The following is a 24,928-nucleotide window of genomic DNA, read 5'->3' on the forward strand; positions in this document are numbered from 1 at the left end:
CGGGTGACGCGGGGGGCCGGGTGACTCACGGGGCCGGAGTCGAGCCGTACGCCGTCATGAAGCGGTCGCGGAAGGAGCTCATCTTCCAGACCGGGGCGTTGTGCTCGGGCTGCAGACCGTCCGTCCACCCCCAGTCGGCGATCTTGTCCAGGACCTTCGGGTCCTTGGCGACGATCGAGACCGGCACGTCACGGCTGGCGTGGTTGCCGCTGACCCGGGCGATGGGCTGGTGGTCACCGAGGAAGATCAGCACGGTGTTCTTGCCGCCGTACTCGACCAGGTAGTTGATCAGGCTCGACACCGAGTACTGGATGGACTTGCCGTACTCCTGCTTCGACTTCGAGGAGTCGGTGATGATGTCGGCGGGATTCTTGCCCGCCTTCTCGATGGCGTCGTAGACCGAGCCGTCACCGACCTGGTCCTGCGGGACCAGCTTGGGGATCGGTGCCCAGGGCTGGTGGCTGGAGGTCAGGATGATCTCCGACATCAGCGGCTTGTCGTGCTTCTTGCCGTGCACCAGGCGTTCGAACGCGGTCAGGGCGTACTGGTCGGGCATCGTCGACCAGCTGAACTTCGGGCCCTTGTACTCGAGCTTGTGGGAGTCGTAGACCTTGTCGAGGCCGTAGAACTGGGACTCCGGCCAGGCCTTCTGGACGCCCGGCATGACGCCGACGGTGTCCCAGCCGCCCGACTTCTTGAAGGCCTTGGTGAGGGTCAGGTGGTCGCCCGCGGTGACCGTGCGGTACCGCTGCTGGTTGCTGATCCACAGGCCGGACAGGAACGTGGAGTGGCCGAGCCAGCTGCTTCCGCCGTACGTCGCCGAGGTCAGCCAGCCGCTCTTCGCCGCGAATCCGGCCTTGACCAGCTTCTGGTTCTCGGCCGTGAGGGTCGCGTCGACCCCCGGCGCCATGACCGGGTCCTCGATCGCGCTGCGGCCGTAGCTCTCGATGAAGGTGATCATCATGTCCTTGCCGCGCAGGTCCGTCAGGAGCTGGTCCGGCGGGGTGTTGGCGAAAGCGTCCTTCTTGGCGAACTTGGCGAACGCCGCCTCGTCCCGCAGGGTCGCCTGCACCCGCTTGGCGCGGTCCTCGACGGACTTGGCCGTGAGGTCGGAGGCGACGGGCACGCCGGTGAACTGCACGCCGAGCGCCGCGCAGGCGATCCAGACGGTGCCGAGCACCAGGGTCGAGCGGGTGGCCATCACGGTGTGCCGGGACATCACGCCGGCGAGCCGGACGACCGCGAGCGACATGACGGCGAGCAGGACGATCACGAACAGCACGAGGGCGACGATGAGGCCGAGCGTCACCCCCTTGCCCAGCGTGTCCTGGAGATAGGCCCGCGCGTCGGCGAACAGCGACCAGTCGAGGACGAGGTTGAACCCCCGCCCGAGGTATTCGTTGAAGCCGATGTCGAGGAGGTTCAGGATGGTCAGCACGCCCAGGACCAGGCCGCCGGCCGCCGCTGCCACCACCCGGGGCCTGCGGGGCAGGACGATCAGCACGGCCGCGCCGAAGACCGCTTCCACCGGGATGCGTACGAACCCGCCGGGCCGGAAACCGGCGCTGGTGTTGGGCATGAGCAGCGCGAACAGCACGAGCACGGCGGCGAGAGCGGTGGTGGTCCAGGTCAGGGCCCGCGCGGCGACGGGGTACTTCGCCCGCCATCCGCGCCACCGCCCTTTGACCCGCGCCGGAGAGGCGGCGACTTCGTCTGCGGGTACGGCGGCTTCGGCGGCCACAGCGGGTTCGGCGGGCGCGGCGGGCTCCGCGGACCCGGCGGATTCCGCGAGTTCGGCGGCCTCGGGGGACTCGCCCGGCGCGTCGGCTTCGGAGGGGGCGGCGGCCTCGGCGGGGCCGGTGGTCGTCGCGCGGGCGGCGGTCTCCGGGGTCTCCGGCTCGGCGGGCGCGTCCGGCGTCCGGGTTTCCTGCGGGCGCGCCTCGTCGGGCGTCTCGTCCGTGTCCGGCAACTGTCGAGAGCTCGTGTTGAACGACAACCCGAAGGTCCTTCCGTGCGAAGCCCGGTGATGGCGCGGCGGACCAGGCCCCACAGGGCCGGGCCACCTGCTTCTCTGTACGGCACCACGGCGGACCGTGTTCAATGCCCCAGGTCTGCTTATCTTCAAGGGCACCACCGCATATGTTCAAGCAGGTCAGCGAGCGGGCAGGGTCACAGTCACGGCGAGCCCCTCGCCCGGCGCCGTCCGTACCGCCACATCGCCCCCGTGAGCCGTCACCACCCCCTGCACTATCGCCATCCCCAGTCCGCTGCCCGCGCCGCCGCCCGCCCGGAAGAACCGGTCGAAGATGCGGGCCGCGTCGTCCTCGGCGAGCCCCGGACCCTGGTCCGCGACACACAGCCGTACGACCCCGTCCGCGCGCTCCAGACCGAGCCGCACCGGCACCTCGGCGGGCGTGTGGGTACGGACGTTGGCCACCAGGTTGCCCAGCACCTGCCGCAGCCCCGATTCGTCGGCGTGCACCAGCAGGGTGCCGTCGGCGCCCACCGTCACCGGCCGCCCCGGCTGCTGGGCGCGCAGGTCCTCCGCGGCGTCCCGTACGAGCCGGCTCAGGTCGACGTTCCTGAACCGCAGCTCGGGCCGCTGGTCGAGGCGGGCCAGGGTGAGCAGTTCGTCCACCAGCCGCCCCATCCGGTCGGCCTCGGCGTTCATCCGGTCCCAGGCCCGCCGCCGTTCGGCCGGCTCGCTCAGCATCCCCTTGTCGTACAGCTGGAGGTAGCCGCGGATCGCGGACAGCGGGGTGCGCAGCTCGTGCGAGGCGTCCCCGACGAACCGCCGCAGCTGGGCGGCGCTGCGCTCACGCGTCCGGTAGGCCGCCTCCACCTGCTGGAGCATGGAGTTGAGGGCGAGCCGCAGCTGTTCGACCTCCTGGGTCGGATGATGGCTGGAGGGTACGCGCCGTGTCAGGTCCCCCTCGGCGATCGCCGACGAGGTCTCCACCATGTCCTCGAGCGGCCGCAGCCGACGGCTCACACTGAGCATGGTCAGCACCGCGAGCAGTGTCAGCAGCAGGGTCCCCACGGCGAGATCGAGCCGCAGGGCCTTGGCTATGCCCTTCTGCAGCGCGTCGGTGGAGGTGGCGAGCAGCACATAGGTGCCGTCGGCGAGCCGGGCGCCGGTGGCGCGGTAGGCGGCGCCGTGCACGGTGATGTCGTGCAGCGCCCTGTCGCGGACGAGGGCGCGCGGGTCGTCCACCGCGGCGACCAGTGCGCGCTGGGTGCCGGTCGGCTTGAACCCGCCGATGCTGAGCGGCCGCCCCCGGCCGTCCACCGCCGCGAAGATCGAGTCCGGCTGCGGGGAGCCGTCCGCGCGGGGGGTCAGGTGGTTGCGGACGAAGGACAGCGCGGTCAGCGAGTCGATCTGGTGCAGCGTGAGCTGTGAACCGGTCAGCGAGTCCCGCGTCTTGACCAGCTCCGTGTCGACCTGGTCGATCAGATAGTGCCGCATGCCCATCAGGCTGACGGCGGTCGCCACGATGATGCCCACGGCCAGCAGCGCCACGTTGGCGAGTGTCAGCTTGCCGCGCAGCGAGTGGATCCCGTGGTGGCGGCGGGGACGCCGGATGCCCACCCGGGCCGCGAGGAGGCGATCGGGGACCTTCATGCGAGCCCGTACCCGACACCCCGCCGGGTCTGGATGACCGGTGGTCCGAGGGGTTCGAGCTTGCGCCGCAGATAGCTGATGTAGGTCTCCACGACGGTCGACTCGGCCGAGTGCTCGTACTGCCACACATGCCGCAGGAGTTGCTCCTTGGGCACGATCCGGCCGCCGTTGCGCACCAGGAAGCGCAGCAGCGCGTATTCGGTCGGGGTGAGTTCCACGGTCCGGCCGCCGCGGTGCACGGAGTACGTCGTCTCGTCCAGTTCCAGTTCGCCGTAGCGCAGTGGCGGGCGCTGCGGCAGGACGTCGGCGGGGCGGGTGCGGCGCAGGACGGCGGTGATACGGGCGACGACCTCGTCGATGTTGAACGGCTTGGTGATGTAGTCGTCGCCGAAGCCGAGCGCGCCCACGATCTCCGCGGGCGCGTCCCTGGCGGTGAGGAAGACGACCGCAAGATCGGGCTGCCGCAGGCGCAGTTCACGGCCCAGGGCCCGGCCGTCGCCGTCCGGCAGCATCACGTCGAGGAGGGCCGCGTCGGGGCGGGTGCGCTCGGCGAGCGTGAGCGCCCGGCGGACGGTGCCCGCGGTCATGACCTCGAAGCGGTGGTAACGCAGGGCGATGGCGAGGACGTCCGCGATGCTCGGCTCGTCCTCGACGACGAGGACGGTGGCACCCTCATGAGCGGTCATGCCCCCAGTATCCGCACGTACGTCCCGCCGGGGGCGGCTCCCGTCTTGGAGTTCCTTGAGAGTCATGGCCGGGTCGTTCATCGTGCGAGCACGCCGTTCGATGGTTCTTCCAGGACCTGGGGGACCGACCGACCGACTAAGGAGTGTTGAGCGTGGCGACATTGGCACGGTGGTGCTATCGGCACCGGCTGGTGGTCCTGTTGTTGTGGGTGGGGGCGCTGCTCGGACTGGGGACCGCGGCGACCACCGCGGGCACGGACTACGCGAACGTGTTCTCCCTGCCCGACACGGATTCCAAGCGCGCGTACGACCTGATGGAGAAGGCCTTCCCGGACCGCGCGGGCGACACCGACACGGTGGTGTGGAAGGTCGACGCGGGCACGGTCCGGGACCAGGCCGTACGCTCCCGGATCCAGCCGGTGCTCGAGAAGATCGGCGGGATGAAGGGCGTCGGCGGCGTCACCAGCCCGTACACGGGCGCGCAGGGCGCGGCGCAGATCAGCGAGGACGGGCGGATCGCCTACGCCCAGGTCACCTTCGCCGAGCAGGCCAACGCCGTGCCCAAGGAACTGGTGCAGAGCGTCGTGGACACGGCGCAGGGCGCGGAACGCGCCGGTCTGCGGGTGGACCTGGGCGGCCAGGCGATCCAGCGGGTCCAGGAACCGCCCACCGGGCTCGCCGAGATGGTCGGCATCCTGGCCGCGGCCCTCGTCCTCTTCCTCGCCTTCGGCTCGCTCTTCGCGATGCTGCTCCCGATCGGCATCGCGGTCTTCGGCGTGGGCACCGGACTGTTCTCCACCCAGCTGGTCAGCCATGTCACGGACGTGCCCGACCTGGCCCCGCTGCTCGCCACCCTGATCGGACTCGGCGTCGGCATCGACTACGCGCTGTTCATCGTCACCCGGCACCGGCGCGGCATCCTGCGTGGCGCGGACCCCGAGGAGTCGGCGGTCACGGCGCTCAACACCTCGGGGCGGGCCGTGCTGTTCGCGGGCGGCACGGTGTGCATCGCGCTCGCCGGGATGCTCGTGACCAACCTGCGTTTCCTGGACGGCGTGGTCATCGGCACCTCGCTGACGGTCGTGTTCAGCGTGCTCGCGGCGGTCACCCTGCTGCCCGCGCTGCTCGGCTTCCTCGGCCCCCGGGTGCTCAGCCGCCGGCAGCGGCGCAAGCTGGCCGCCGAGGGAGGCCGTGAGCCGGAGTCCGCGAGCGGCCCGGCCGCGCGCTGGTCGGCGGGCGTGCAGAAACGTCCGCGCACGATCGCCGCGGTGGCCGTGGTCGTCATGGCGGTCCTCGCGCTGCCCGTGCTGTCGCTGCGGCTCGGTGCCACCGACCAGGGCAACAACGACGCGACCACGACGACGAGGAAGGCCTACGACCTGCTCGCGGAGGGCTTCGGCCCCGGCTTCAACGGCCCGCTGCAGGTGGTCTCGTCGGGTGGTGACACGGACGCGCTGGTGCGGAACATCCGCGCGACCGACGGTGTCGCCCAGGTCGCCGCGCTGCCGCCCGCCGGGGGCGTCACGGTGATCCAGGTCGTGCCGACCACCTCGCCGCAGTCCGAGAAGACGGACCAGCTCATCGACGCCCTGCGGGACAAGGCGATCCCCGACGCGGGCGCCCAGGCACACGTGGGCGGTGTGACGGCGATCTCCAAGGACTTCTCCACGGTGACCGGGGACCGTCTCCCGCTCTTCGTCGCGACCATCATCGGCCTCGGCTTCCTGCTCCTGATGGTCGCCTTCCGCTCCCTGGTGGTGCCGCTGACGGCCGCCGTGATGAACCTGATCGCGGCCGCCGCGTCCTTCGGCGTCCTCGTCGCGATCTTCCAGTGGGGCTGGGGCCTGGAGCTGCTGGGCCTCGGCAAACAGGGACCGATCAACGCCTTCCTGCCCGTCATCATGCTCTCGCTGCTCTTCGGCCTGTCGATGGACTACCAGGTGTTCCTGGTGAGCCGGATGCACGAGGAGTGGGTGCACACCAGGGACAACGCGCGGGCGGTGCGCGTCGGTCTCGCGGAGACCAGCCGGGTCATCAACTCCGCGGCCCTGATCATGGTCTGTGTCTTCCTGGCCTTCGTCCTGAGCGGCGACTCGGGGGCGGCGATGGCGGGCGTCGGCCTGGCGGCGGCGGTCGCGCTCGACGCGTTCATCCTCCGTACGGCGCTGGTGCCGGCCGCGATGCATCTGCTCGGCAACTCCAACTGGTGGCTGCCGGCAGGCCTCGACAAGCGGCTTCCGCATCTGGCGGTGGAACCGGCGGAGGAGACGGAGCCGGTGGCGGTGCCCGCGCAGGGAGGAGCGAGCGCCGTCCACGGTTTCGTCCGCGACGCGACGGGCGAACCCCTCGACGGGGCGGTCGTCACGCTGCTCTCCAAGGGCGGGCGCCAGCTTGACCGGGTGACGTCACTGGCCGACGGCTCGTACATCGTCTCGGTGCCGGCCCCGGGGACGTACCTCCTGGCGGCGACGGCACCCTCGTACGCGGCCCGTGCCGGACATGTACTGGTGGGCGGCGAACCGCTGGTGCACGACGTGGAGTTGACCGAGGACGAGGTGGACGCGGTCAACTAGCCGTGAGCTGACCGGCCTTCAGGACCTCGTCGACGTCCAGGGTCACCTTGGCGCCGATCGAGTCGGGCAGCACGGCGAGTTCCCCGGGGGCGTGGACGCGATGACCCGCGTACTCGTCCCCGAGGGGCTCGGTCAGCACGTGGAGCCGCTGGTGCCTGCGGTCGACGATCACATAGACCGGGATCCTCGCCTCGGCGTACGCCGCGACTTCGGTGCGGAGGTCGGTCTGGTAGTTGCTGGAGGTGACCTCAAGGACCAAGCGGAAGCAGTCTGGGTCGTAGCAGTTGTTCTCGACGAGGTGGTCCTCGATGTCGGCGTCGACGACAACGAGATCGGGTACCGCGTAGTCCTCCGAACCGGTCGGGAGCCAGAGACCGACTCCTTCGAGCACCGCGGTCTCGCCGCCGTCAAGTCCGGCGGTCCATGAGCCGGTTCGCCTCCGCGGTCAGCGGACGGTCGCCATGGGGCCGCTCGACGGATGCTGCGGACATCACGTACCTCCTGCGGGCTGGTGTCGAGGACAGCGTCGTAGAGCGGGCGGGCCCCCGGTGTCCGGTTCGCGCCGCCTCACCCGATGGTGATCACTCGGTCCGCCCCTTGACCGCCGGATCGGGGAGCAGCCTCGTCATCCCCGGCAGGAAGTCCGTGAACAGCTCGTGCACCTCGTGGACGAGCGGCCGCAGCACCCGGAAGCGGGCCAGCGAGACCCCTCGGGTGGTGAGCCGGGCGCCGCGCTCGGCGAGCCGGTAGCTGCGCTCGCGTCCCTCCGTGCGGTCGAAGACCCAGTACAGGACGAGCCCCATCTGCGACAGCCACATCAGCTCGGGCAGGACGTCCCGCAGCTCCTCGGGGACCTTCGCCTTCGACCCCGCGAGCACCTTCCGGTGCAGGGCGATGGACTCCTCGCGCGGTCCGGCCGACTCGGGGGAGAAGGGGCTGAGCGGGCTGTCGGGATCGGCCGCGTTCTTGAAGAACTGCGCCGCGAACTCGTGGTACGGCTCCGCCACGTCCAGCCATGCCTTCAGCACGCCCGCGATCCGCGCCTCCAGATCCTTCTCGCGCTCCAGGACCGGCCGGACCGCCACCTGGTGCTCCGCGGCGATCCGGTCGTAGAAGCCCTGGATCAGGTGCTCCTTGCCGGCGAAGTAGTAGTACGCGTTGCCGACCGAGACCCCGGCATCCTTGGCGATGGCCCGCATGGTCGTCTTGTCGTACCCCCGCTCCTGGAACAGCCGGAGAGCCGTTTCCAGGATCAGGGCGCGGGTCTGCTCGCTCTTCGCGGGGCCTTTGTCCGGGCTCTGGTCCGGGCTCTGGTCCGGGCCCTCGGAGTCCTTGCCGGGGCCGGGGTCCTCTGTCGGTGCTGGCACGGTCATGAGCCTAACGAGTGGAACAGGTGCCGCCGGCACAGCCGGGAGGGTTGTACAGCCATCCGATGGTCGGCTCGTACGTCCATCCGTCGCCCCGCTGGTAGGCCTGCCCGCCCCACCCCTCGGCGCGGCGCCGGCCCGCGCGCCACTTGGCGGCGGCGAGCAGCGCGCCCCTCGCGAGCAGGGCGCCCGCCGGGGTGCTCAGCCGGTGCGCGAGCGACCGGTACTCGCGCAGCGCCCACAGGCAGACGACCCAGGCGGCGGCCCCCTGGTAGACCTGGCCGGCGTCGCCCACGACGGTGATCTCGTCGAGGGTGGCCCGGTGGTCGAGCGCGGGGAAGAGTCCCCGGGCCTCGTCGGAGGCGGCCGGTACCAGCCGCAGCGGCACCAGCTGGGGCTGCTTCGCCAGCCAGTCGCGCAGGAAGGCGCAGAGCGAGCACCGCGCGTCGTAGAGAACGGTGAGCCCGCGGACCGGGACGCGCGCGGCGTCCCGGTCCCGGGTGCCCGAGGATGCGGTCACCGGGGTCACACCCCGGCCGCGGGCGCGACCCAGTCCGTCGGTCCGACGGGCGGCAGCTGCTCCCGCTCCATCACGCCCCGCCGCCGGATCCTGTTGAGCACGTACACGTTGCCGAGGTGCATGACACCGAGGACGAGCAGGACGACGCCGAGCTTGGTCGACAGGGCCTCGAAGACCCCGCGGGCGTTCTCGATGTCGTCGTCCCCGTTCAGGTAGAGCGCGACGAAGCCCAGGTTGATCAGGTAGAAGCCCACAACCAGCAGGTGGTTGACGGCTTCGGCGAGCTTCTCGTTCCCGTGCAGCACGTCGGCGAGGAAGATCCGCCCGTTGTGGCTCAGTGTGCGCGCCACCCAGACCGTCAGCGCGATGCTGACCAGCAGATAGATGACGTACGCGACGACCGTGAGGTCCATGTCCCCACCCCTTCTTGAACGCGTTCAAAACGCTGTCGAGTAGGAATGTAGACCTGCTTTTGAACATGTTCAAGTCAGGGGTGGGGATGTGCCCGGCGTCACGCCCGCGATGCCTCCGCGCGCGTTCCGCCGCATGATCCGGACGGCGGCCGTCAGGGGCGGCGGGCGAGTTCGGGCCGCTTGGTGTAGTCCGTGAAGCCGATGACGTTGCCCCAGGGGTCGGCGATCTCGACGGTTCTCCCGGTGGCGACCGTGAACACGGGGGCGAGCGGCCGGATGCCGGCCGCGGTCAGCGCGTCGGCCGTGGCCCGCGCGTCCCGGACCTCCAGCCACACCCGTGCCGAGGCCCATACCGGCGGCCGCGGGCTGAGTTCCTCCTCCAGGCGCAGCAGCAGCCCCGGAGTCTCCTTGCCCACCTTCAGCAGGGCGATGCCGGCCTCGTCGAGCCGGAACGCCACCGGGAACCCGGCCTGTTCGTAGAAGCTCACCGCCGCGCCGAGGTCACCCACCGGCAGCAGTACGTTGTCGAGGCCGAGCAGCTCATGTGACACGTCATCTGACATGCCGTCAGATTAGGTGTTCGTCCGCCTTCGCCCACGGGGGCTGACCGTGCGGGTCACTCATTGAGCGGAGACCGGGCCCGCGGGAGCGTGCCGTCCGTGGCGCGTGTCCCGCGTGGCGCGGACGGGGCGGCGGGGGTGGGCTGCCCGCCGGTCCGCGGACAAACGCACTTCTCCGTACCGGGTTTCCTGCTGCAAGATGGCCTGACCTGTTTTCGACTTTCGTACGAGTCCTCCGCCCCCACGCACGCGCCTACCAGGAGCCAGCACCTTGACCGATCAGCCGCAGCAGCCGCAGCAGCCCCCGAACCAGCCGCCCGGCTACGGCTATCCGCACGCCGGCGCGACTCCGCCCGGCGGCCCCGGCCCGTACGGCCCCGGACCGCAGGGTCCTTACCAGCAGCCGGGGCCGCACGGGTACGCGCAGCCCGGTGGCTACCCGATGGGCGCCCTTCCGCCCGGCACGTACACCGGCGACCCGAACGCGCCCTACGGCTACGACCCCTACGGCCGCCCGTACTCCGACAAGTCGAAGATTGTCGCCGGTGTCCTCCAGCTCACCCTGGGAAGCCTCGGCATCGGGCGCTTCTACATGGGCAGTGTCGGCATCGGCATCGCGCAGCTCTTCACCTGTGGCGGCTTCGGCATATGGGCCCTGATCGACGGGATCATGCTGCTCACGGGCAACAGCGCCACGGACTCCGAGGGCCGGGTCCTGCGTGGCTGATTCCGTCGCGGCGCGCGGGGTCGCGCCGCGGCACCCGGCGGCGGCACCCCTCGCGGTGCTCGCCGCCGGGGCGGCCGGGGCGGGCTATCTGTACGTCACCGATCCGCACCAGCCCGGCCATGTCCTGCCCCGGTGCCCGTTCCGTCTGGTCACCGGGCTGCTCTGTCCGGCCTGCGGCGGTACCCGCATGGTGTACGACCTGATGCACGGTCACCTCGCGGGCGCCTGGCTGGACAACAGGGCGCTGCTGCTCGCCTCGCCGTTCGCCCTCGTACTGCTCGCCCGCTGGGCTTCGGAGGGGCTGCGCGGACGCCGCTGGAGGCCCCAAACGAAGCCGCGCACACAGGCGATGATCCTGCTCGCGGCGGTGGCGTGGACGGTGGCCCGCAACCTCGTCTAGACGCGGGGAGGCGTCGGCGGGTTGATCCCCGGAGGGCGAGTGGCCGGAAAATGATCACGGGATGGGAACGATTGATCCATTTCTCTCCCCTGGAGTTCATTGATCTCCGTACGCTCCCACGGCACAGGGGGGATGACGCGCACGTGATCCGTGGGCGATCTCTGACATGAGGTCCCTCCTGGACTCCGGCCGGAGCACTCTGTTCCGGTTGTATTTCAGCCATCCAGGAGCAGCTCTCATGACCGTCCCCACCCCTGACGCCCCCTTCGGCTACGACCCGCAGGGCCGTCCCTACTCCGACAAGTCCAAGATCATCGCGGGCGTTCTCCAGCTGTTCCTGGGCGGCTTCGGCGCCGGCCGCTTCTACGTCGGCTCCACCGGCGTGGCGCTCGGCCAGCTCTTCACCTGCGGCGGCCTCGGCATCTGGGCCCTGATCGACGCGATCCTGTTCTTCACGAGCAACGACCGCACCGACAAGCAGGGCCGCGTCCTGCGCGGCTGACGGCCCCGCACACCCCGTAGGGCCCCGTTCCCCTCAGGGGGAGCGGGGCCCTACGCGCAGGACCGCACCGCACGTCGCGGAGACGGCGAAGGCCCCGCTCCCCCGGAGGGGAACGGGGCCCGGAGCGCCGTACGGCCGGCTGCGGCGCCGGCCGGAAGGGGCGGGGGTCCGGATCAGAAGCGACGCGTGATCAGCGCGCGCTTGACCTCCTGGATCGCCTTCGTGACCTCGATACCGCGCGGGCAGGCGTCCGTGCAGTTGAACGTGGTGCGGCAGCGCCACACGCCGTCCTTGTCGTTGAGGATCTCCAGACGCTGCTCGCCCGCTTCGTCACGGCTGTCGAAGATGAAGCGGTGCGCGTTCACGATCGCGGCCGGGCCGAAGTACTGGCCGTCGTTCCAGAACACCGGGCAGGACGACGTGCACGCCGCGCACAGGATGCACTTGGTGGTGTCGTCGAAGCGCTCGCGGTCCTCGGCGCTCTGCAGACGCTCGCGCGTCGGCTCGTTGGTGTCCTTCGTGATGAGGAAGGGCATCACGTCGCGGTACGCCTGGAAGAACGGGTCCATGTCGACCACGAGGTCCTTCAGCACCGTCAGGCCCTTGATGGCCTCGACCGTGATCGGCTTGCCGGGGTTGATGTCCTTGATCAGCGTCTTGCAGGCAAGACGGTTCTTGCCGTTGATCCGCATGGCGTCCGAACCGCAGATGCCGTGCGCGCAGGAGCGGCGGAAGGTGAGGGTGCCGTCCTGGTCCCACTTGATCTTGTGCAGCGCGTCGAGGACACGCTCCTTCGGGTCGATCTCCAGCTGGAAGTCTTCCCAGACCGCGTCCGCCGAGACCTCGGGGTTGAAGCGGCGGATGCGGAACGTGGCGGTGATGTACGGCGAGTCGGCGAAGCCCGCCTCGGGCTGGCCGGCGCTGTCCGCCTTGTCGAGGGTCGGGGTAGCCATCAGTACTTACGCTCCATCGGCTGGTAGCGGGTCTGGACGACCGGCTTGTAGTCGAGACGGATGGACTCGGTGCCGTCGTCGCCGACCTCGCGGTACGCCATGGTGTGGCGCATGAAGTTGACGTCGTCGCGGTTCGGGTAGTCCTCGCGGTAGTGACCGCCGCGGGACTCCTTGCGGGCGAGCGCGGAGACGGCCATGACCTCGGCCAGGTCGAGCAGGTTGCCCAGCTCGATGGCCTCGAGGAGGTCCGTGTTGAACCGCCTGCCCTTGTCCTGGATCGAGACGTTCCTGTAGCGCTCGCGCAGCTCCGCGATCTTCTCGACCGCCGTCTTGATCGTCTGCTCGGTGCGGAACACCATCACGTTGGCGTCCATGCACTCCTGCAGTTCGAGGCGGAGAGCCGCGACCCGCTCGGTGCCCGTGGACTCGCGCAGGCGCTCGACCTGGGCCACGACCTTCGAGGCCGGCTCCTCCGGCAGCTCGATGTGGGCATCGACCTTCGCCGAGTACTCCGCGGCGGCGATACCGGCCCGCTTGCCGAACACGTTGATGTCCAGGAGCGAGTTCGTGCCGAGGCGGTTGGCCCCGTGCACGGACACACAGGCGACCTCGCCGGCGGCGTACAGGCCCGGCACGACGGTCGTGTTGTCCGTGAGCACCTCACCCTGGACGTTCGTCGGGATACCGCCCATGGCGTAGTGCGCGGTGGGCTGGATCGGGATCGGGTCCGTGTAGGGCTCGATGCCGAGGTACGTACGGGCGAACTCGGTGATGTCGGGGAGCTTCGCGTCGAGCTGCTCCGGCGGGAGGTGCGTGAGGTCGAGGTAGACGTGGTCGCCCTCGGGACCGCAGCCGCGGCCCTCACGGATCTCCGTGTAGATGGAGCGGGACACGACGTCACGGGACGCGAGGTCCTTCATGACCGGCGCGTACTTCTCCATGAAGCGCTCGCCGTCCTTGTTGCGGAGGATGCCGCCCTCACCGCGGGCGCCCTCCGTCAGCAGGATGCCCATGCGCCAGATGCCGGTCGGGTGGAACTGGAAGAACTCCATGTCCTCCAGCGGCAGCCCGCGCCGGTAGACCGCCGCCTGGCCGTCACCCGTCAGGGTGTGCGCGTTGGACGTCACCTTGAAGAACTTGCCGGTGCCGCCGGACGCGTAGATCACGGACTTCGCCTGGAAGACGTGGATCTCACCGGTCGCGAGTTCGTACGCGACGACACCCGCGGACTTCTTGACGCCGTCGACCTCGACGAGGAGCTGGTCGAGCACGTAGAACTCGTTGAAGAACTCCACGCCCTCCTTGACGCAGTTCTGGTACAGCGTCTGGAGGATCATGTGGCCCGTGCGGTCCGCGGCGTAGCAGGACCGGCGGACCGGGGCCTCGCCGTGGTTGCGCGAGTGACCGCCGAAACGGCGCTGGTCGATCCGGCCCTCGGGCGTCCGGTTGAACGGCAGGCCCATCTTCTCCAGGTCGAGGACCGAGTCGATGGCCTCCTTCGCCAGAATCTCGGCGGCGTCCTGGTCGACCAGGTAGTCACCGCCCTTGACCGTGTCGAAGGTGTGCCACTCCCAGTTGTCCTCCTCCACGTTGGCCAGCGCGGCGGCCATGCCGCCCTGCGCCGCGCCCGTGTGGGAGCGGGTGGGGTAGAGCTTCGTCAGCACGGCGGTGCGGCTGCGCTTCGTCGCCTCGATGGCGGCGCGCATGCCGGCGCCGCCTGCGCCGACGATGACGGTGTCGTACTTGTGGATCTGCATGAGTCGGTTACCTCAGCCCCGTGCCTAGCGGATGTTCGGGTCGAAGGTGAAGATCACCAGCGTGCCCAGCAGGATGGTGAACACCGTCGCGGTGTAGAGCAGGCCCTTGAGCCACAGGCGGGTGTTCGCGCGCTCGGCGTAGTCGTTGATGACCGTGCGCAGGCCGTTGGCGCCGTGCAGCATGGCGAGCCACAGCATCGCGAGGTCCCAGGCCTGCCACCAGGGGGACGCCCAGCGGCCCGCGACGAACGCGAAGCCGATCTTGGAGACTCCGCCGTCGAGGACGAGCTGGATGAGCAGGTGGCCGAGGACCAGGACGACGAGGACGATGCCGGACAGGCGCATGAAGAGCCAGCCGTACATCTCGAAATTGCCGCGTGTCGACTTCGGGGTCTTCTTGGTGCGCTTGCGGGGGGCCTCGATGAGCGGCGCCGGGTTGTCGACGCCGTACGCCGAGTACGCGCCCGCGCCCTCGACGGGGCCGATGCCGGAAGCGGCGGTCTCTGTGGTGGACATCTGCGTCAGCTCCCGAAGACTTCGCGGAATGCGTGCCCGAGGACGGGGTACAGCGCCCCGGCCATCAGCACGACCCAGATTCCGACGACGGACCAGAGCATCTGCTTCTGGTAGCGCGGGCCCTTCGACCAGAAGTCGACGGCGATGACACGCAGGCCGTTGAGCGCGTGGAAGAGGATGGCGGCGACGAGGCCGTACTCCAACAGCGCGACGATCGGATTCTTGTACGTGGACACGACCCTGTCGTAGTCCTCGGGGGAGACACGGACGAGAGCGGTGTCCAGCACGTGTACGAACAGGAAGAAGAAGATGAGGACGCCGGTGACTCGATGAGCCACCCAGGACCACATTCCTTCCCGGCCGCGGTACAGCGTTCCAGCCGGCACGGAAGAACCCTCCGGGAGCGGGGATTGGGGCCTGCCGGCTTCTGTGTCGGTCGGCCCGGCCGGGTACGGTCCACCGGCCCCGGCCATCGTAGCGACGAGTTGTCGGAACGTTTACAGCGGCCCTATCTATGTGATCAAACTGGCAGACAATCAGGCACGGACGGGCTACTGCGGACGCGGTTCGGGGGCCGGAGCGCGGCCGCGTGCCCCGACATTCCCGGGGATGGCGTTCCCGGAGGCGGAGTGTCTGAAGGTGGAGTGTCTGAAGGCGCCGCTCCCGGAAAGGGTGCTCCTGAAGGGCGCTGCTCCTGGAGGTGGCGTTCCTAGAGGGGGCGCTCGCGTACGGGCGGCGCGCTGAAGTGCTGTACCAGGCGGGCCAGGCGGCCTCGGGCCAGGCGGCGCAGTTCGTCCGCCGTCGTCACCCGCTCCTCCTCCCGATCGTTCGTCAATCGTGACCGGATGGCGTCGAGTACCCGGTCGAGGGCTTCTCCGGGGGCGATGCCGTCCAGACAGATGACGAACACATGCCCGAAGCGGCTTTCGTACGCGGCGTGCGCGGCGCTCAGCGCGGTGTGGGCGGCGGAGTAGCCGCCCTCCGGGAGCGGGGTGAGCGACTCGCCGGCCAGCGCCTCGGTGAGGTCGCCGGGCGTGAGGTCGTACGCCGCCTCGTCGGCCGCGGCCAGCAGGGCGTCCAGGTCCGGGTAGGGCCGGTGGGCGGCCAGCCGGTGGGCCCAGCGTGGATTGCGGCAGCACGTGAGCAGGGCGCGCTCGATGTCGTGCGCGGGCGCGTTGTTGAAGTGATGCAGGCGCCCCGGGGACGGTGGCGCGCTCTTCTGTTCGGGTAGGGCGACCTGGCCGGGGAGGCGTGGGAGACGGTGCGCGGGCAGCGTGGGTCCTCGGCGATGGGGTGGCGGCGGGTATGTGCCGTGGCGTCCTGTGGACGTCACGTGTGGTGTGGCAGGGGATGAAGTGAGAAGTGTGCCGCCACGGTATCGACGATTGACGGGAGCTGTCCGTCCGATGCCTGAATTTCACCCGGACGGGAGAGTTTCGGAACGTGCGGTGGACGGTTGTGAAGGAGAAGGGGACCGTGGTTCATGCGGGGGGTGTACGACGTGAGGTGTACGGGGTGCGGGATGCGTACGTGAAGGTGCGGGTCTCGACGGCCGGGGCGCGAGTGTGATCGTGAAGGGCGTGGTGCGGTGAGCACGGGCAGGCGGCGACGGGCGCCGGTGCGGAGCGGGAGGCGGCCGGCGCTGATGGCCGCCGGAGTGGTGGTGGCGGCGGGTGCCGTGGTGGCGGCCGTGGTGCTGTGGCCCTCCGGTGACGGGGAGTCGACCGGGGCGAGCGTCTCCTCGGCGAGCAGGTCCGACGCCGCGAGCCGGTCCTCCGCGTCCGCCTCGCCCACCCGGACCTATCCCCTTTCCCAGGCCCCTCGCACGATCCCCGCCGTGCGGGAGCACACGCCCGCCCGGGGGCCCGGCTGGCGTCCCGCCGCGGGGGGCCGGGTCGTCGTGGACGACGCCGGCCTCGCCGACGAGGGGAAGCTGATGGCGGGGGAACTCGAACTGTCCTACGCGGGGCGGGCACAGGCCCGGGACGGTGATGTCGAACTCGCCCTGAACGGCACGGCCGCCGACCCGGAGTCGTACACCCTGACGGTGCGGAACCGCCGGGTGACCATCTCCGCGCCCGGCCAGGCGGGCGTCTTCTACGGCACGCGCACCCTCAAGCAGGAGGTGCACGGCGGCGGCACCGCGCCGGAGGGAGTCGTACGCGACCGGCCCGCGAAGCCACGCCGCGGGTTCATGCTCGACATCGCCCGCAAGCACTTCACGGCGGCCTGGATCGAGGACCGCGTCCGCGAACTGGGCGATCTGAAGTTCAACGAGCTGGGCCTGCACTTCTCCGACGACCAGGGCTTCCGCATCCAGTCGGACACCCACCCGGAGATCGTGTCCAGGCAGCATCTGTCCAAGACCGAGGTCAAGGACATCGTCGAACTCGCGGCGAGCCGGCACATCCACGTCGTGCCCGAGATCGACTCGCCGGGTCACCTCGGCGCGGTGATCGCCGCCCACCCCGACCTCCAGCTCCGGAACGCCTCGGGGGTCCCCACCCGGGGCGCCGTCGACATCTCCAAGCCCGCGTCGGCGGGCATCGTCGACGACCTGCTCAACGAGTACGCGGGTCTCTTCCCCGGCCCGTACTGGCATCTCGGCGGCGACGAGTACCAGGCGCTGACCGTGGCGAACCCGGCGGCCTCCTATCCGCAGCTGGCCACCGCGGCCAGGAAGCTCTTCGGGGCCGGCGGGAGCGTCGCCGACCTGGCGACCGGCTGGCTCAACGACCGCGCCGCGGTGGTGCGCGGACACGACCGGACCTCGCGGGCCTGGAACGACGGGTTCTTCCGCGGGGGCGGCGTCCAGGCCGCCAAGGACATCGAGGTCGCGTACTGGACCGGGAAGGAGATCGGCGCGCGCCCGCCGGCCGAGTACCTGAGCGCCGGCCGCGAACTCATCAACTACAACGACGAGTTCCTCTACTACGTCCTCGGCGAACCGCAGACCTTCGTCTATCCGACCGGGCGGCGCATCTACGAGCAGTGGACCCCGCTCGTGCTGCGCGGCACCACACCGGTCCCGTCGAGGTACGACGGCCGGATCCTCGGCGGGAGCTTCGCCGTCTGGTGCGATCTCTCGGCCTCGCAGACCCAGGACCAGGTGGCGGCGGGCATCAGGATGCCGTTGCGCGCGACCATCCAGAAACTGTGGGATCCGGGCCGGCCCGCGCTCTCCTGGACCGGCTTCAAGAGCCTCGCGGACCGACTGGGCTGAACCGGCCCCGCCGGGTGGGTCGGACCACTGTCGGCGGCCGCCGCGGGGGCGGCGCAATCGGTTGGACGCCGGGGCCGGATGAACGTATCTTCCGATGGTTCGTGTGCCGGGTGTGCCCTCTGGGGAGGGAGCGCACCCGGCTTCTTGTACCGGTACCGCCTCGCGTGCGTGCCGGAGATCCGGGGGGCTTCATGTCCAGTACACCCATGTCCGGTGCGCCCGTGCCCGTACCCGCGCCCCTGCCGACGGGCATCCCGGTGTTGCCGCACGGTCCCGCCTGGCTGAGGTCGCCGGTCGGCCTCGGAAGGGCCACCGCCGCCCTGCTCGGCCTGGTCATCGCGACCGACCTCTTCGCGATCTGGGCGGACCGCGCGATGTACGACGTGGCGTCCGCGGTGGTGGACGGCCGGACCGGGGAGGACACCCAGCGGACGGCGGACCACGCGGACTCGCTGTACTCCGCGGCCGGGTACGCGCAGACGGGCGCCCTGCTCGCGACCATCGTCGTCTTCCTCGTCTGGTTCCACCGGTCGCGGGTCAACGCCGAGGTGTTCGACCCCTTCGGTCACAGCCAGGGCCGCGGCTGGGCGGTCGGGGGCTGGTTCGTGCCGGTGCTGAACCTGTGGCGCCCGCGCCGGATCATGCTGGACATCTGGGACGCGAGCATCCCGCAGGGCTCCCGGATCTCGCACAGCCTGGTCAACGTCTGGTGGGCGCTGTGGCTGACCTCGCTGGCCGCCGACCGGGTTTCCACGGTGGAGCACCGCGACACCCGGACCGCGCTGGAGGTCCGCCACGCGGCCGGCCAGGCGACGTTCGCGGACGCCGCCGACATCGCCGCCGCCCTGCTGGCGATTCTCGTCGTCCTGCGGCTGACCCGGATGCAGCACGAGAAGGCGCTGCGCGGACCGGCCGCGGCAGCCGTCTGACACCCGCCGGTGGGGACACCGGGGGGAGCGGCACGGGCTGCCGGGTGTATTCCCTCGTGGGTGCGGTGGGTGCGGTGGGTGCGGTGGGTGCGGTGGGTGCGGTGGGCGCCGTGCGCAGGAGCGGGCGTCCCGCTCGCCGTACCGATGGCGGGGGCCACGTCGTTGGCCGAAAATCCGCGCTTTCGCCCCCTGGACGCGCTCGGCGTGGTACCCCTGTGACACTCCCGCTGCTGAGCACGCAGTAAGGGAAAGTGCGGGCTCCGTAAGGGGGAGCGCCCTGTCGAGGGGAGGCGTGATGAGTCTGATGGACCTGATCGCTCAGGCCGACGAGCGTGGCCTGGCGGCCAGCGGGCTGGCTTGTTTGGATCGGTGTGTGCCTCTGCTGGGTGGTGACGACGAGGTTCTGAGACCGCTGTGGTCGAGCCTCGCGGACGGTGGCGCCTGGGGTGAGTACCTCGCACGGGCACGGACCGAGCTGGAGGTCGTCGTTCCCGGACAGGCCGCCGACGGTGACGGCGACGGCGACGGTGACGGTGAGGACGAAGCAGCCGTCCTGGTCCGGCGTATGCTCGCCGCCGCTCCCGACGACCCCTTCGCGCCCGACCTGCGGGAGTGGGCCGACGTGTGTTCGGTGGCGGCCCTGCGGATCCACCGGCTGCTCGACGCGGCCGCCGGTGACGTGGACACGTGCCCGGTCTCGGCGCACCGTGAGGGCCGCATGGACGGCATCTCCCCCCTCGTCGCCGCCGAACTGCGCCGCCAGGTCACCGTCCTGGAGCTGCTGGCGGGCCGGGGCGCGAGCGGACTGCGCCCCGCGCTGGAGGTGTCCACGGAGGGGCGGCGCGTGCTGCGCGCGGTGGTGTCGCGACGGGCCCGAGGACGCGCCTGACGCGGAACCCCGGGACCGGGGCCCGATGTTGGACGGAAGGGCCCGGTCGGCCGTAAACCTGATTCCTGCGGGGTTCCTGTGACTGTCCTGCGCGGGCGGATGGGGGTCCTGGGCCGGTGTCGCGGATGTGCCCGGAACGCGTGACGAATCCCGTCCGCCGGGCGCTTTCCCGAGTGTGAACGCACAGCGAACAACCAGGCCCCAGGCCGCGACGAAGCCCGTGCGCTGGGCGGCGGACGCCGTCGCCACGATGCGTGAGGGCGCCCGGCTGCGCCTCGACTACTCGGCGCAGAGTCTGTGGCGCGTAGACCGGCTGATCGACGAGATACGCCGTGAACGGGCGCCGTACGCCGCCGTGGAGAGCGCGCTGCGCGGCTTCGGCGCGTACGCCGGCGAGGTCGTCGCCCGGTACACCGGCGCGGAGTGGTGGGAGACCGGCGGCGAGCACTGGCTGCGGACCCCCGACGGACGGCTGTGGGACCCGATCGACGAGGCCCGCCGCTGCTACGGGGGCGACGGCTCGCTGCGACTGCTGTGCCGGGAGGCCACCGGGGACAGGGCGCGACGCTGACGGGCTCGTACGGGCCGGCCCGGCGGAACAACCACCGTGGGGGAGGGCCTGACGGCCTGTGACATTTCCGTGCGGGGTGACGCTGATGACCACGGGGACGTCGACACGGCCGGCCGTGTCGCACGGTGCGCATTCAGGCGAACTCGGTATGAACGAGGACAGTGTTGGGCCAGGGAGGGGAATCCCGTCGCGTACAGGTGTACGACGGTGAGCTCGGTGCGGCCGTGGCGCGGGCGCAGGAGGGGGACGAGGCCGCCTTCGCGGTCGCCTACCGGATGGTGCAGCCGGGCCTGCTCGGCTATCTGCGCGGGATCGTCGGGGACGACGCCGAGGACGTGGCGTCGGACGCCTGGCTGGAGATCGCCCGTGACCTCGGACGGTTCCGGGGGGACGGCGCCGGGTTCCGCGGCTGGACCGCGACCATCGCCCGGCACCGCGCGCTCGACCATCTGCGGCGCCAGAAAGTACGGCCCCGGGCCACCCCGCTCGAGAACGAGGCGCTGGAACTGCCCGGCCGGCACAGCACCCACGACCAGGCGCTGGAGAGCCTCGGCACCGAGCGCGCCCTGGAACTGGTCGCGCGGCTGCCCCGCGACCAGGCCGAGGCCGTCCTGCTGCGCGTGGTCGTCGGCCTGGACGGCCCGGCCGCCGCGCGTGTCCTCGGCAAGCGCCCGGGCGCGGTGCGTACCGCGGCCCATCGCGGTCTGAAGCGACTGGCCCAGCAGATCGGCGCCGACGGGACGGACAACGTCACGGGCGAGGGCGAGGGTGAGGGCGGGAGCGCGGACGACGGCGGGACGATCGGCACGGACGACGGCGCGACGGGCGAGGTGACGCCCGAAGGCCGCCGGACGCCGGGGGATTCGGGATGAACGCCAGGAGCGGTCGGTGAGGGGCGGGCGGGTACATGGGTGAACGGCACGCGGACACCGATCCCTTCCTCGGCCCTTCCCCCGGTCTCTCCCTCGACATGCTGCTCGCCGCCGTACGGACCGTTCCCGTCGACCCCGACGCGGAGGGGCGGGCCGTCGCCGCGTACCGGGCCGCGCGGGAGCGGGGGGCGCACGGCGCGCGGACCCGGCGGCGGGACGACTGGACCGACCGGACCGACCGGACCGACTGGGACCCGGACGCCGAGGCGGAGCCGGAGAAGCCGGCGAAGAAGAAGTAGGAGCGGGGGAGCAGTCGGGGCCCGGTCCGCGGCGGGGCCGGGCGTGTCCCACGAGAAGCGGTGGCGGCCTACCGAGGACGGCCGTCCGGAGAGCCGATGGCAACGGCCGGGGCCGCCACCCCCCACAGGAGAGGCCCCGGCCGTCGCGCGGCACGGGCCGCGCGGCGGCCCGTACTCTCTACAGCGCCGCCACTGCGTTTTGTGTCACACCTCGCTCCGTCACGACATAGTTGCAAGTTGTACGGACGTGGACGGGGAGCTGTTTCAGGCCGTAACGTGCCATTCGCGCCGGTGCGCGGAGGACAGGCAACCACAACGGCGAGAGCCCGGTCCGCGAGAGCGGCGCCGGTTCAGGCGCAAAGAGGGGCGCGCGGGTGCTGGGGGACGACGCGGAGCTGACCACCGCGGTGCTTGCGGCGCAGGACGGGGACGAGACCGCGTTCCGGACTGTGTACCGCGCGGTGCACCCACGGCTGCTCGGGTACGTACGGACGCTGGTCGGTGACCCGGACGCGGAGGACGTCACCTCCGAGGCCTGGCTGCAGATCGCCCGCGACCTGGAGAGGTTCAGCGGTGACGCCGACCGCTTCCGCGGGTGGGCGGCCAGGATCGCCCGCAACCGCGCCCTCGACCACATACGCATGCGCGGGCGCCGCCCCGCGATCGGCGGCGACGAGACCGAACTGACCGGCAGGGCCGCCGAGTCGGACACCGCGGGCGAGGCCATCGAGGCGCTGGCCACCGGCAGTACCCTCTCGCTGATAGCCCAGCTCCCGCAGGACCAGGCGGAGGCCGTGGTGCTGCGGGTCGTCGTCGGCCTCGACGCCAAGTCCGCGGCCGAGACCCTCGGCAAGCGGCCCGGAGCCGTCCGCACCGCGGCGCACCGGGGTCTGAAGCGGCTCGCGGAGCTGATCGGCGGCGATCCGGAATCCGCGGTCGCGCTCGGCGCGGTCCCCCCACCAAGAGCGTCGCGCACACGCGCGGTGACGTCCGCCGGTGTGACGCATACGCGTTCGCGGACGCAGAAGGACATGTGATGGCCGACGAGGACTACAGGTGGCTGGACCGCGAGGCCGCGGAGCGTCTGCTGCGCGGCGAGCCGCTGGAGACCATCGACGCCGGCACCAAGGAACGCGTGGAGCGGCTCGCCGAGGCGCTGGCCTCGCTGGTCGTAAAACCCGCTCCGGGTGGTGCCGAACTTCCGGGCGAGGCCGCCGCGTTGGCCGCGTTCCGGGCCGCCCGCGCCGGTCGCGACGCAGTGCCGGTCCAGCTCGCCGCGGGCCGGGACCCACGGGCCGCCGCGCACTCCGCCGACGCCGGTCTGGTCAGTCTGGGCGCCCCCGTTCCGGGCGGTCACCGGGTCCGCTGGGGTCGTCCGGTGCGCTTCGGGCTGGCCGCCGTGCTGGCCGTCGGCATGATCGGCGGGGTCGCCGTCGCCGCCGGAACCGGAGTGCTGCCGACTCCGTTCCGTGACGACAGGCCGCACCCGGCCGCCACGGTTTCCGCGGCGCAGACACCGCAGCACCCGCTGGCCTCGCCGTCGCCGGGGGAGTCGCAGGCCGACGGTTCCGAAGTACCGCTGCCCGGTGCCACGGCGAGCGGGCCGGCCGGTTCCGGCTCCTCCGGCGACGTGGTGGCCGGCGACTCCGCGGGCGGACAGTCCCACTGGTCCGGGCCGGGTCGGCCGGCCCGCTCCCACGAGTGGTGGAGCAGGACGCGCTCGTCCTGCCGGGATGTCCTGGGCGGCAAGAGCCTGGAGGCCGGCCGCAGACGCGTCCTGACGGACGCGGCGGGCGGGGGCGGCCGGGTGAAGACGTTCTGCAAGCGTGTCCTGGGCTGGACGGGAGCAGGTTCCGGCGAGGGCCGGGACGACCGGGGCGGTCAGGGTGACGGGCAGGGCGGCTCCGGCTCCGGTTCCGGTTCCGGCCACGGTTCCGGGCACGGCTCCGGCGGCGGCAGCGAAGGCGGCGACGGCGGAGACGGCGGCGGTCACATGGTCCCGGGCGACAACGGCCACCACCACAGCGGGGTCTTCGCCCCCGCATCGCCGTCGGCCCTGGCACCGGAGCCGCCGCTCAAGTCGGCGCTGTCCTCGGCCGTGCGGGTCGCCGCGCGGGCGGACGACGCGTCGCCGCGTCGGTCGGCCGTCTGAGCAGCTTCCCGGCCATCGGTTCCCGGCCAGGCGGCGGACCCCGCCGTCGGTCACCGGGCGGCGAGGCCTCTTCCCTCACCCGCTCTGAGCTGCGGTTTCGTATTCCTTGGAACTTTCTCCCGCGCCGGTGTGACGTTTTCGGCCGCGTCGACGCAGTACTGATTGAGCCGACTGGTCATCGGCCGTCGCACCGAGCCGGGGTTCCCCCCGTACCCAGGCTCGGTGCACACCGGCGCGGGCGGGACACGTTCCCCCGGTCCCGCCCGCGCCCAGCACACATCGAGAGACCCGCGCACAGGGACCGACCCGCACCGGCCGTCACCAGTAGACGACGACCTTGTCCCCCGTGCGGACCTGCGCGAACAGCGCCGCGATCTTCGCCTCGTCCCGTACGTTGACGCAGCCGTGCGAGGCGCCCGCGTAGCCGCGGGCCGCGAAGTCGGCGGAGTAGTGCACCGCCTGGCCGCCGCTGAAGAACATCGCGTACGGCATGGACGTGTGGTAGATCGTCGACACGTGGTAGCGGGACTTGAAGTTCACGCTGAACACGCCTTCGCGGGTCGGGGTGTACTGCGCGCCGAACCGCACGTCCATCACCGAGACGGTCCTTCCGTCGACCATCCAGCGCAGGGTGCGGCTCGTCTTGCTGACGCACAGCACCCGTCCGGTCAGGCAGCGCGGGTCGGGCGGCGCCGCGGGCCGGCCGCCGAACGCGTACAGCTCCCACCGGGCCGGTTCGCGCGTCATCGACAGCAGCCGCTGCCAGGTCACGGCGTCCAGCTCGCCGGTGCGCGCGAGCCCCCGCTTGCCCTGGAAGCCCCCCACGGCGGTGACGGTCGCGGAGTCGTACGTCCCCGTCGGGCCCTCGAAGAGCCAGGCGAGCTGGCGCAGCCGGGCCTGGACCTCGCGGACGTCCCGGCCGTGGTCGCCGCGGGACCACAGCACCTTGGGAGGCGGTGTCCTGGAAGCGGTCGGGTCCGGCTCCCGGGACGGGGAACCCGGCACGGCGCTCCCCGCACTCGGCTTGGCGTCGTCCGACGCGGCCCCGGAGCCGCTCGTCGCGCCGCTCGTCGCGCCGGTCGTCGCCCTGGCCGGCGTCCGCGTCCCGTGCGCGTCGACGGCCTGGGCCCGGCAGCCGCTCACCGCGATGAGCGCCAGCAGAGCGGCCAGTGATCTTCCCCTGCCCGTGGTGCGCATTCGAACCCCCGTCGTCTCACCCGTCCACCGCACGCCGATGTGCCAGGTATACCCCTGGGAGACACCCTGAGAATGTTCCCCGCGCGTGACCGTTCGTGAACCGCGCGGCATGGTGGAGAGCGAAGGCGTGCGCCACGAGAGGGGAACAGGTACGCGCGCCGGTCTGTGAGCAAGGTCCCAGCCCGGGTCTCTCCACCGGG

The 24,928-nt window shown here is 71.3% G+C and carries 26 protein-coding genes; 12 read left to right on the forward strand and 14 right to left on the reverse strand.

The genetic code is table 11. The features are described 5' to 3' along the window. Positions 1–25: 25 nt before the first annotated feature. The 3 genes from ABZV34_RS14550 to ABZV34_RS14560 all read right to left on the reverse strand — a co-directional run bounded on the left by ABZV34_RS14550 (position 26) and on the right by ABZV34_RS14560 (position 4,308). Positions 26–1,996, reverse strand: coding sequence for a sulfatase-like hydrolase/transferase (locus ABZV34_RS14550; protein WP_356275086.1), 1,971 nt, complete (start codon positions 1,994–1,996; stop codon positions 26–28). Between the two features lie 156 nt (positions 1,997–2,152). After that, complete coding sequence (locus ABZV34_RS14555; protein WP_356275089.1) at positions 2,153–3,622, reverse strand: HAMP domain-containing sensor histidine kinase; 1,470 nt, start codon at positions 3,620–3,622, stop codon at positions 2,153–2,155. After that, positions 3,619–4,308 carry a response regulator transcription factor gene (locus tag ABZV34_RS14560; RefSeq protein ID WP_356275092.1) on the reverse strand — a complete coding sequence of 230 codons (690 nt, stop codon included), beginning with the start codon at positions 4,306–4,308 and terminating at the stop codon, positions 3,619–3,621. Before ABZV34_RS14560 ends, ABZV34_RS14555 begins: the two co-directional genes overlap by 4 nt. A gap of 161 nt (positions 4,309–4,469) precedes the next feature. Between ABZV34_RS14560 and ABZV34_RS14565 the strand changes: the two genes are divergently transcribed. Beyond that, a complete protein-coding gene (locus tag ABZV34_RS14565) occupies positions 4,470–6,881 on the forward strand; it encodes an MMPL family transporter (RefSeq protein ID WP_356275245.1) in 2,412 nt (803 codons plus the stop codon). Here the strand turns inward: ABZV34_RS14565 and ABZV34_RS14570 are convergent. The 5 genes from ABZV34_RS14570 to ABZV34_RS14590 form a co-directional block, all read right to left on the reverse strand. Then, positions 6,874–7,272: a Uma2 family endonuclease gene (locus ABZV34_RS14570; protein ID WP_356275095.1), complete on the reverse strand. Its 399-nt coding sequence runs from the start codon at positions 7,270–7,272 to the stop codon at positions 6,874–6,876. The two genes, ABZV34_RS14565 and ABZV34_RS14570, sit on opposite strands and share 8 nt — an antisense overlap. A gap of 190 nt (positions 7,273–7,462) precedes the next feature. Further along, entirely contained in the window at positions 7,463–8,137 is a 675-nt protein-coding gene (locus ABZV34_RS14575; protein ID WP_356275248.1) for a TetR family transcriptional regulator, read from the reverse strand. Positions 8,138–8,258: 121 nt separating this feature from the next. Further along, positions 8,259–8,777, reverse strand: coding sequence for a DCC1-like thiol-disulfide oxidoreductase family protein (locus ABZV34_RS14580; RefSeq protein WP_356275098.1), 519 nt, complete (start codon positions 8,775–8,777; stop codon positions 8,259–8,261). Beyond that, positions 8,774–9,181, reverse strand: coding sequence for a hypothetical protein (locus ABZV34_RS14585; protein ID WP_356275101.1), 408 nt, complete (start codon positions 9,179–9,181; stop codon positions 8,774–8,776). The genes ABZV34_RS14580 and ABZV34_RS14585 overlap by 4 nt, the downstream gene beginning before the upstream one ends. A gap of 152 nt (positions 9,182–9,333) precedes the next feature. Continuing rightward, positions 9,334–9,744, reverse strand: a complete 411-nt coding sequence (locus tag ABZV34_RS14590) for a VOC family protein (protein ID WP_356275104.1) — start codon at positions 9,742–9,744, stop codon at positions 9,334–9,336. 268 nt (positions 9,745–10,012) lie between these two features. Here ABZV34_RS14590 and ABZV34_RS14595 point away from each other — a divergent pair, with 268 nt between their 5' ends. The 3 genes from ABZV34_RS14595 (at position 10,013) to ABZV34_RS14605 (ending at position 11,370) form a co-directional block, all read left to right on the forward strand. Further along, complete coding sequence (locus tag ABZV34_RS14595) at positions 10,013–10,468, forward strand: TM2 domain-containing protein (RefSeq protein ID WP_356275107.1); 456 nt, start codon at positions 10,013–10,015, stop codon at positions 10,466–10,468. Then, positions 10,461–10,868: a DUF2752 domain-containing protein gene (locus tag ABZV34_RS14600; RefSeq protein WP_356275110.1), complete on the forward strand. Its 408-nt coding sequence runs from the start codon at positions 10,461–10,463 to the stop codon at positions 10,866–10,868. The genes ABZV34_RS14595 and ABZV34_RS14600 overlap by 8 nt, the downstream gene beginning before the upstream one ends. 238 nt (positions 10,869–11,106) lie before the next feature. Further along, positions 11,107–11,370, forward strand: a complete 264-nt coding sequence (locus ABZV34_RS14605; RefSeq protein ID WP_356275113.1) for a TM2 domain-containing protein — start codon at positions 11,107–11,109, stop codon at positions 11,368–11,370. Positions 11,371–11,543: 173 nt separating this feature from the next. On the opposite strand, the gene ABZV34_RS14610 is transcribed toward ABZV34_RS14605, so the two are convergent. The 5 genes from ABZV34_RS14610 to ABZV34_RS14630 form a co-directional block, all read right to left on the reverse strand. Further along, a complete protein-coding gene (locus ABZV34_RS14610; protein WP_356275116.1) occupies positions 11,544–12,323 on the reverse strand; it encodes a succinate dehydrogenase iron-sulfur subunit in 780 nt (259 codons plus the stop codon). Further along, complete coding sequence (sdhA, locus tag ABZV34_RS14615; protein WP_356275118.1) at positions 12,323–14,080, reverse strand: succinate dehydrogenase flavoprotein subunit; 1,758 nt, start codon at positions 14,078–14,080, stop codon at positions 12,323–12,325. Before sdhA ends, ABZV34_RS14610 begins: the two co-directional genes overlap by 1 nt. A 24-nt stretch (positions 14,081–14,104) precedes the next feature. Beyond that, positions 14,105–14,596, reverse strand: coding sequence for a succinate dehydrogenase hydrophobic membrane anchor subunit (locus tag ABZV34_RS14620; RefSeq protein ID WP_168529850.1), 492 nt, complete (start codon positions 14,594–14,596; stop codon positions 14,105–14,107). 5 nt (positions 14,597–14,601) lie between these two features. Continuing rightward, complete coding sequence (sdhC, locus tag ABZV34_RS14625) at positions 14,602–14,982, reverse strand: succinate dehydrogenase, cytochrome b556 subunit (RefSeq protein WP_356275121.1); 381 nt, start codon at positions 14,980–14,982, stop codon at positions 14,602–14,604. Between the two features lie 323 nt (positions 14,983–15,305). Then, entirely contained in the window at positions 15,306–15,929 is a 624-nt protein-coding gene (locus ABZV34_RS14630; RefSeq protein WP_356275124.1) for a 2-oxo-4-hydroxy-4-carboxy-5-ureidoimidazoline decarboxylase, read from the reverse strand. 312 nt (positions 15,930–16,241) lie between these two features. On the opposite strand from ABZV34_RS14630, the gene ABZV34_RS14635 reads away from it, so the two are divergent. The 8 genes from ABZV34_RS14635 (at position 16,242) to ABZV34_RS14670 (ending at position 23,531) form a co-directional block, all read left to right on the forward strand. Next, positions 16,242–17,819 carry a glycoside hydrolase family 20 protein gene (locus tag ABZV34_RS14635; protein WP_356275127.1) on the forward strand — a complete coding sequence of 526 codons (1,578 nt, stop codon included), beginning with the start codon at positions 16,242–16,244 and terminating at the stop codon, positions 17,817–17,819. A gap of 191 nt (positions 17,820–18,010) precedes the next feature. Next, positions 18,011–18,748 (forward strand): DUF4328 domain-containing protein, encoded by a 738-nt coding sequence (locus ABZV34_RS14640; protein WP_356275130.1) that lies wholly within the window; start codon positions 18,011–18,013, stop codon positions 18,746–18,748. Between the two features lie 295 nt (positions 18,749–19,043). After that, positions 19,044–19,637, forward strand: a complete 594-nt coding sequence (locus tag ABZV34_RS14645) for a hypothetical protein (protein ID WP_356275133.1) — start codon at positions 19,044–19,046, stop codon at positions 19,635–19,637. Positions 19,638–19,812: 175 nt separating this feature from the next. Beyond that, entirely contained in the window at positions 19,813–20,208 is a 396-nt protein-coding gene (locus ABZV34_RS14650; protein WP_356275136.1) for a hypothetical protein, read from the forward strand. 164 nt (positions 20,209–20,372) lie between these two features. Then, the gene (locus ABZV34_RS14655) at positions 20,373–21,080 is read left to right on the forward strand and encodes an RNA polymerase sigma factor (protein WP_356275251.1); all 708 of its coding nucleotides are present in this window, start codon (positions 20,373–20,375) and stop codon (positions 21,078–21,080) included. Between the two features lie 35 nt (positions 21,081–21,115). Next, positions 21,116–21,379: a hypothetical protein gene (locus ABZV34_RS14660; RefSeq protein WP_356275139.1), complete on the forward strand. Its 264-nt coding sequence runs from the start codon at positions 21,116–21,118 to the stop codon at positions 21,377–21,379. Between the two features lie 374 nt (positions 21,380–21,753). Then, complete coding sequence (locus tag ABZV34_RS14665; protein WP_356275142.1) at positions 21,754–22,416, forward strand: RNA polymerase sigma factor; 663 nt, start codon at positions 21,754–21,756, stop codon at positions 22,414–22,416. Then, positions 22,416–23,531, forward strand: a complete 1,116-nt coding sequence (locus tag ABZV34_RS14670) for a hypothetical protein (protein ID WP_356275145.1) — start codon at positions 22,416–22,418, stop codon at positions 23,529–23,531. Before ABZV34_RS14665 ends, ABZV34_RS14670 begins: the two co-directional genes overlap by 1 nt. A 318-nt stretch (positions 23,532–23,849) precedes the next feature. Here the strand turns inward: ABZV34_RS14670 and ABZV34_RS14675 are convergent, their stop codons facing one another. Continuing rightward, positions 23,850–24,728, reverse strand: a complete 879-nt coding sequence (locus tag ABZV34_RS14675) for a L,D-transpeptidase family protein (RefSeq protein ID WP_356275147.1) — start codon at positions 24,726–24,728, stop codon at positions 23,850–23,852. Between the last annotated feature and the right edge of the window lie 200 nt (positions 24,729–24,928).

The organism is Streptomyces sp. NPDC005195 (genome assembly GCF_040608315.1).
GTDB classification, from domain to species: Bacteria; Actinomycetota; Actinomycetes; order Streptomycetales; family Streptomycetaceae; genus Streptomyces; species Streptomyces kaempferi.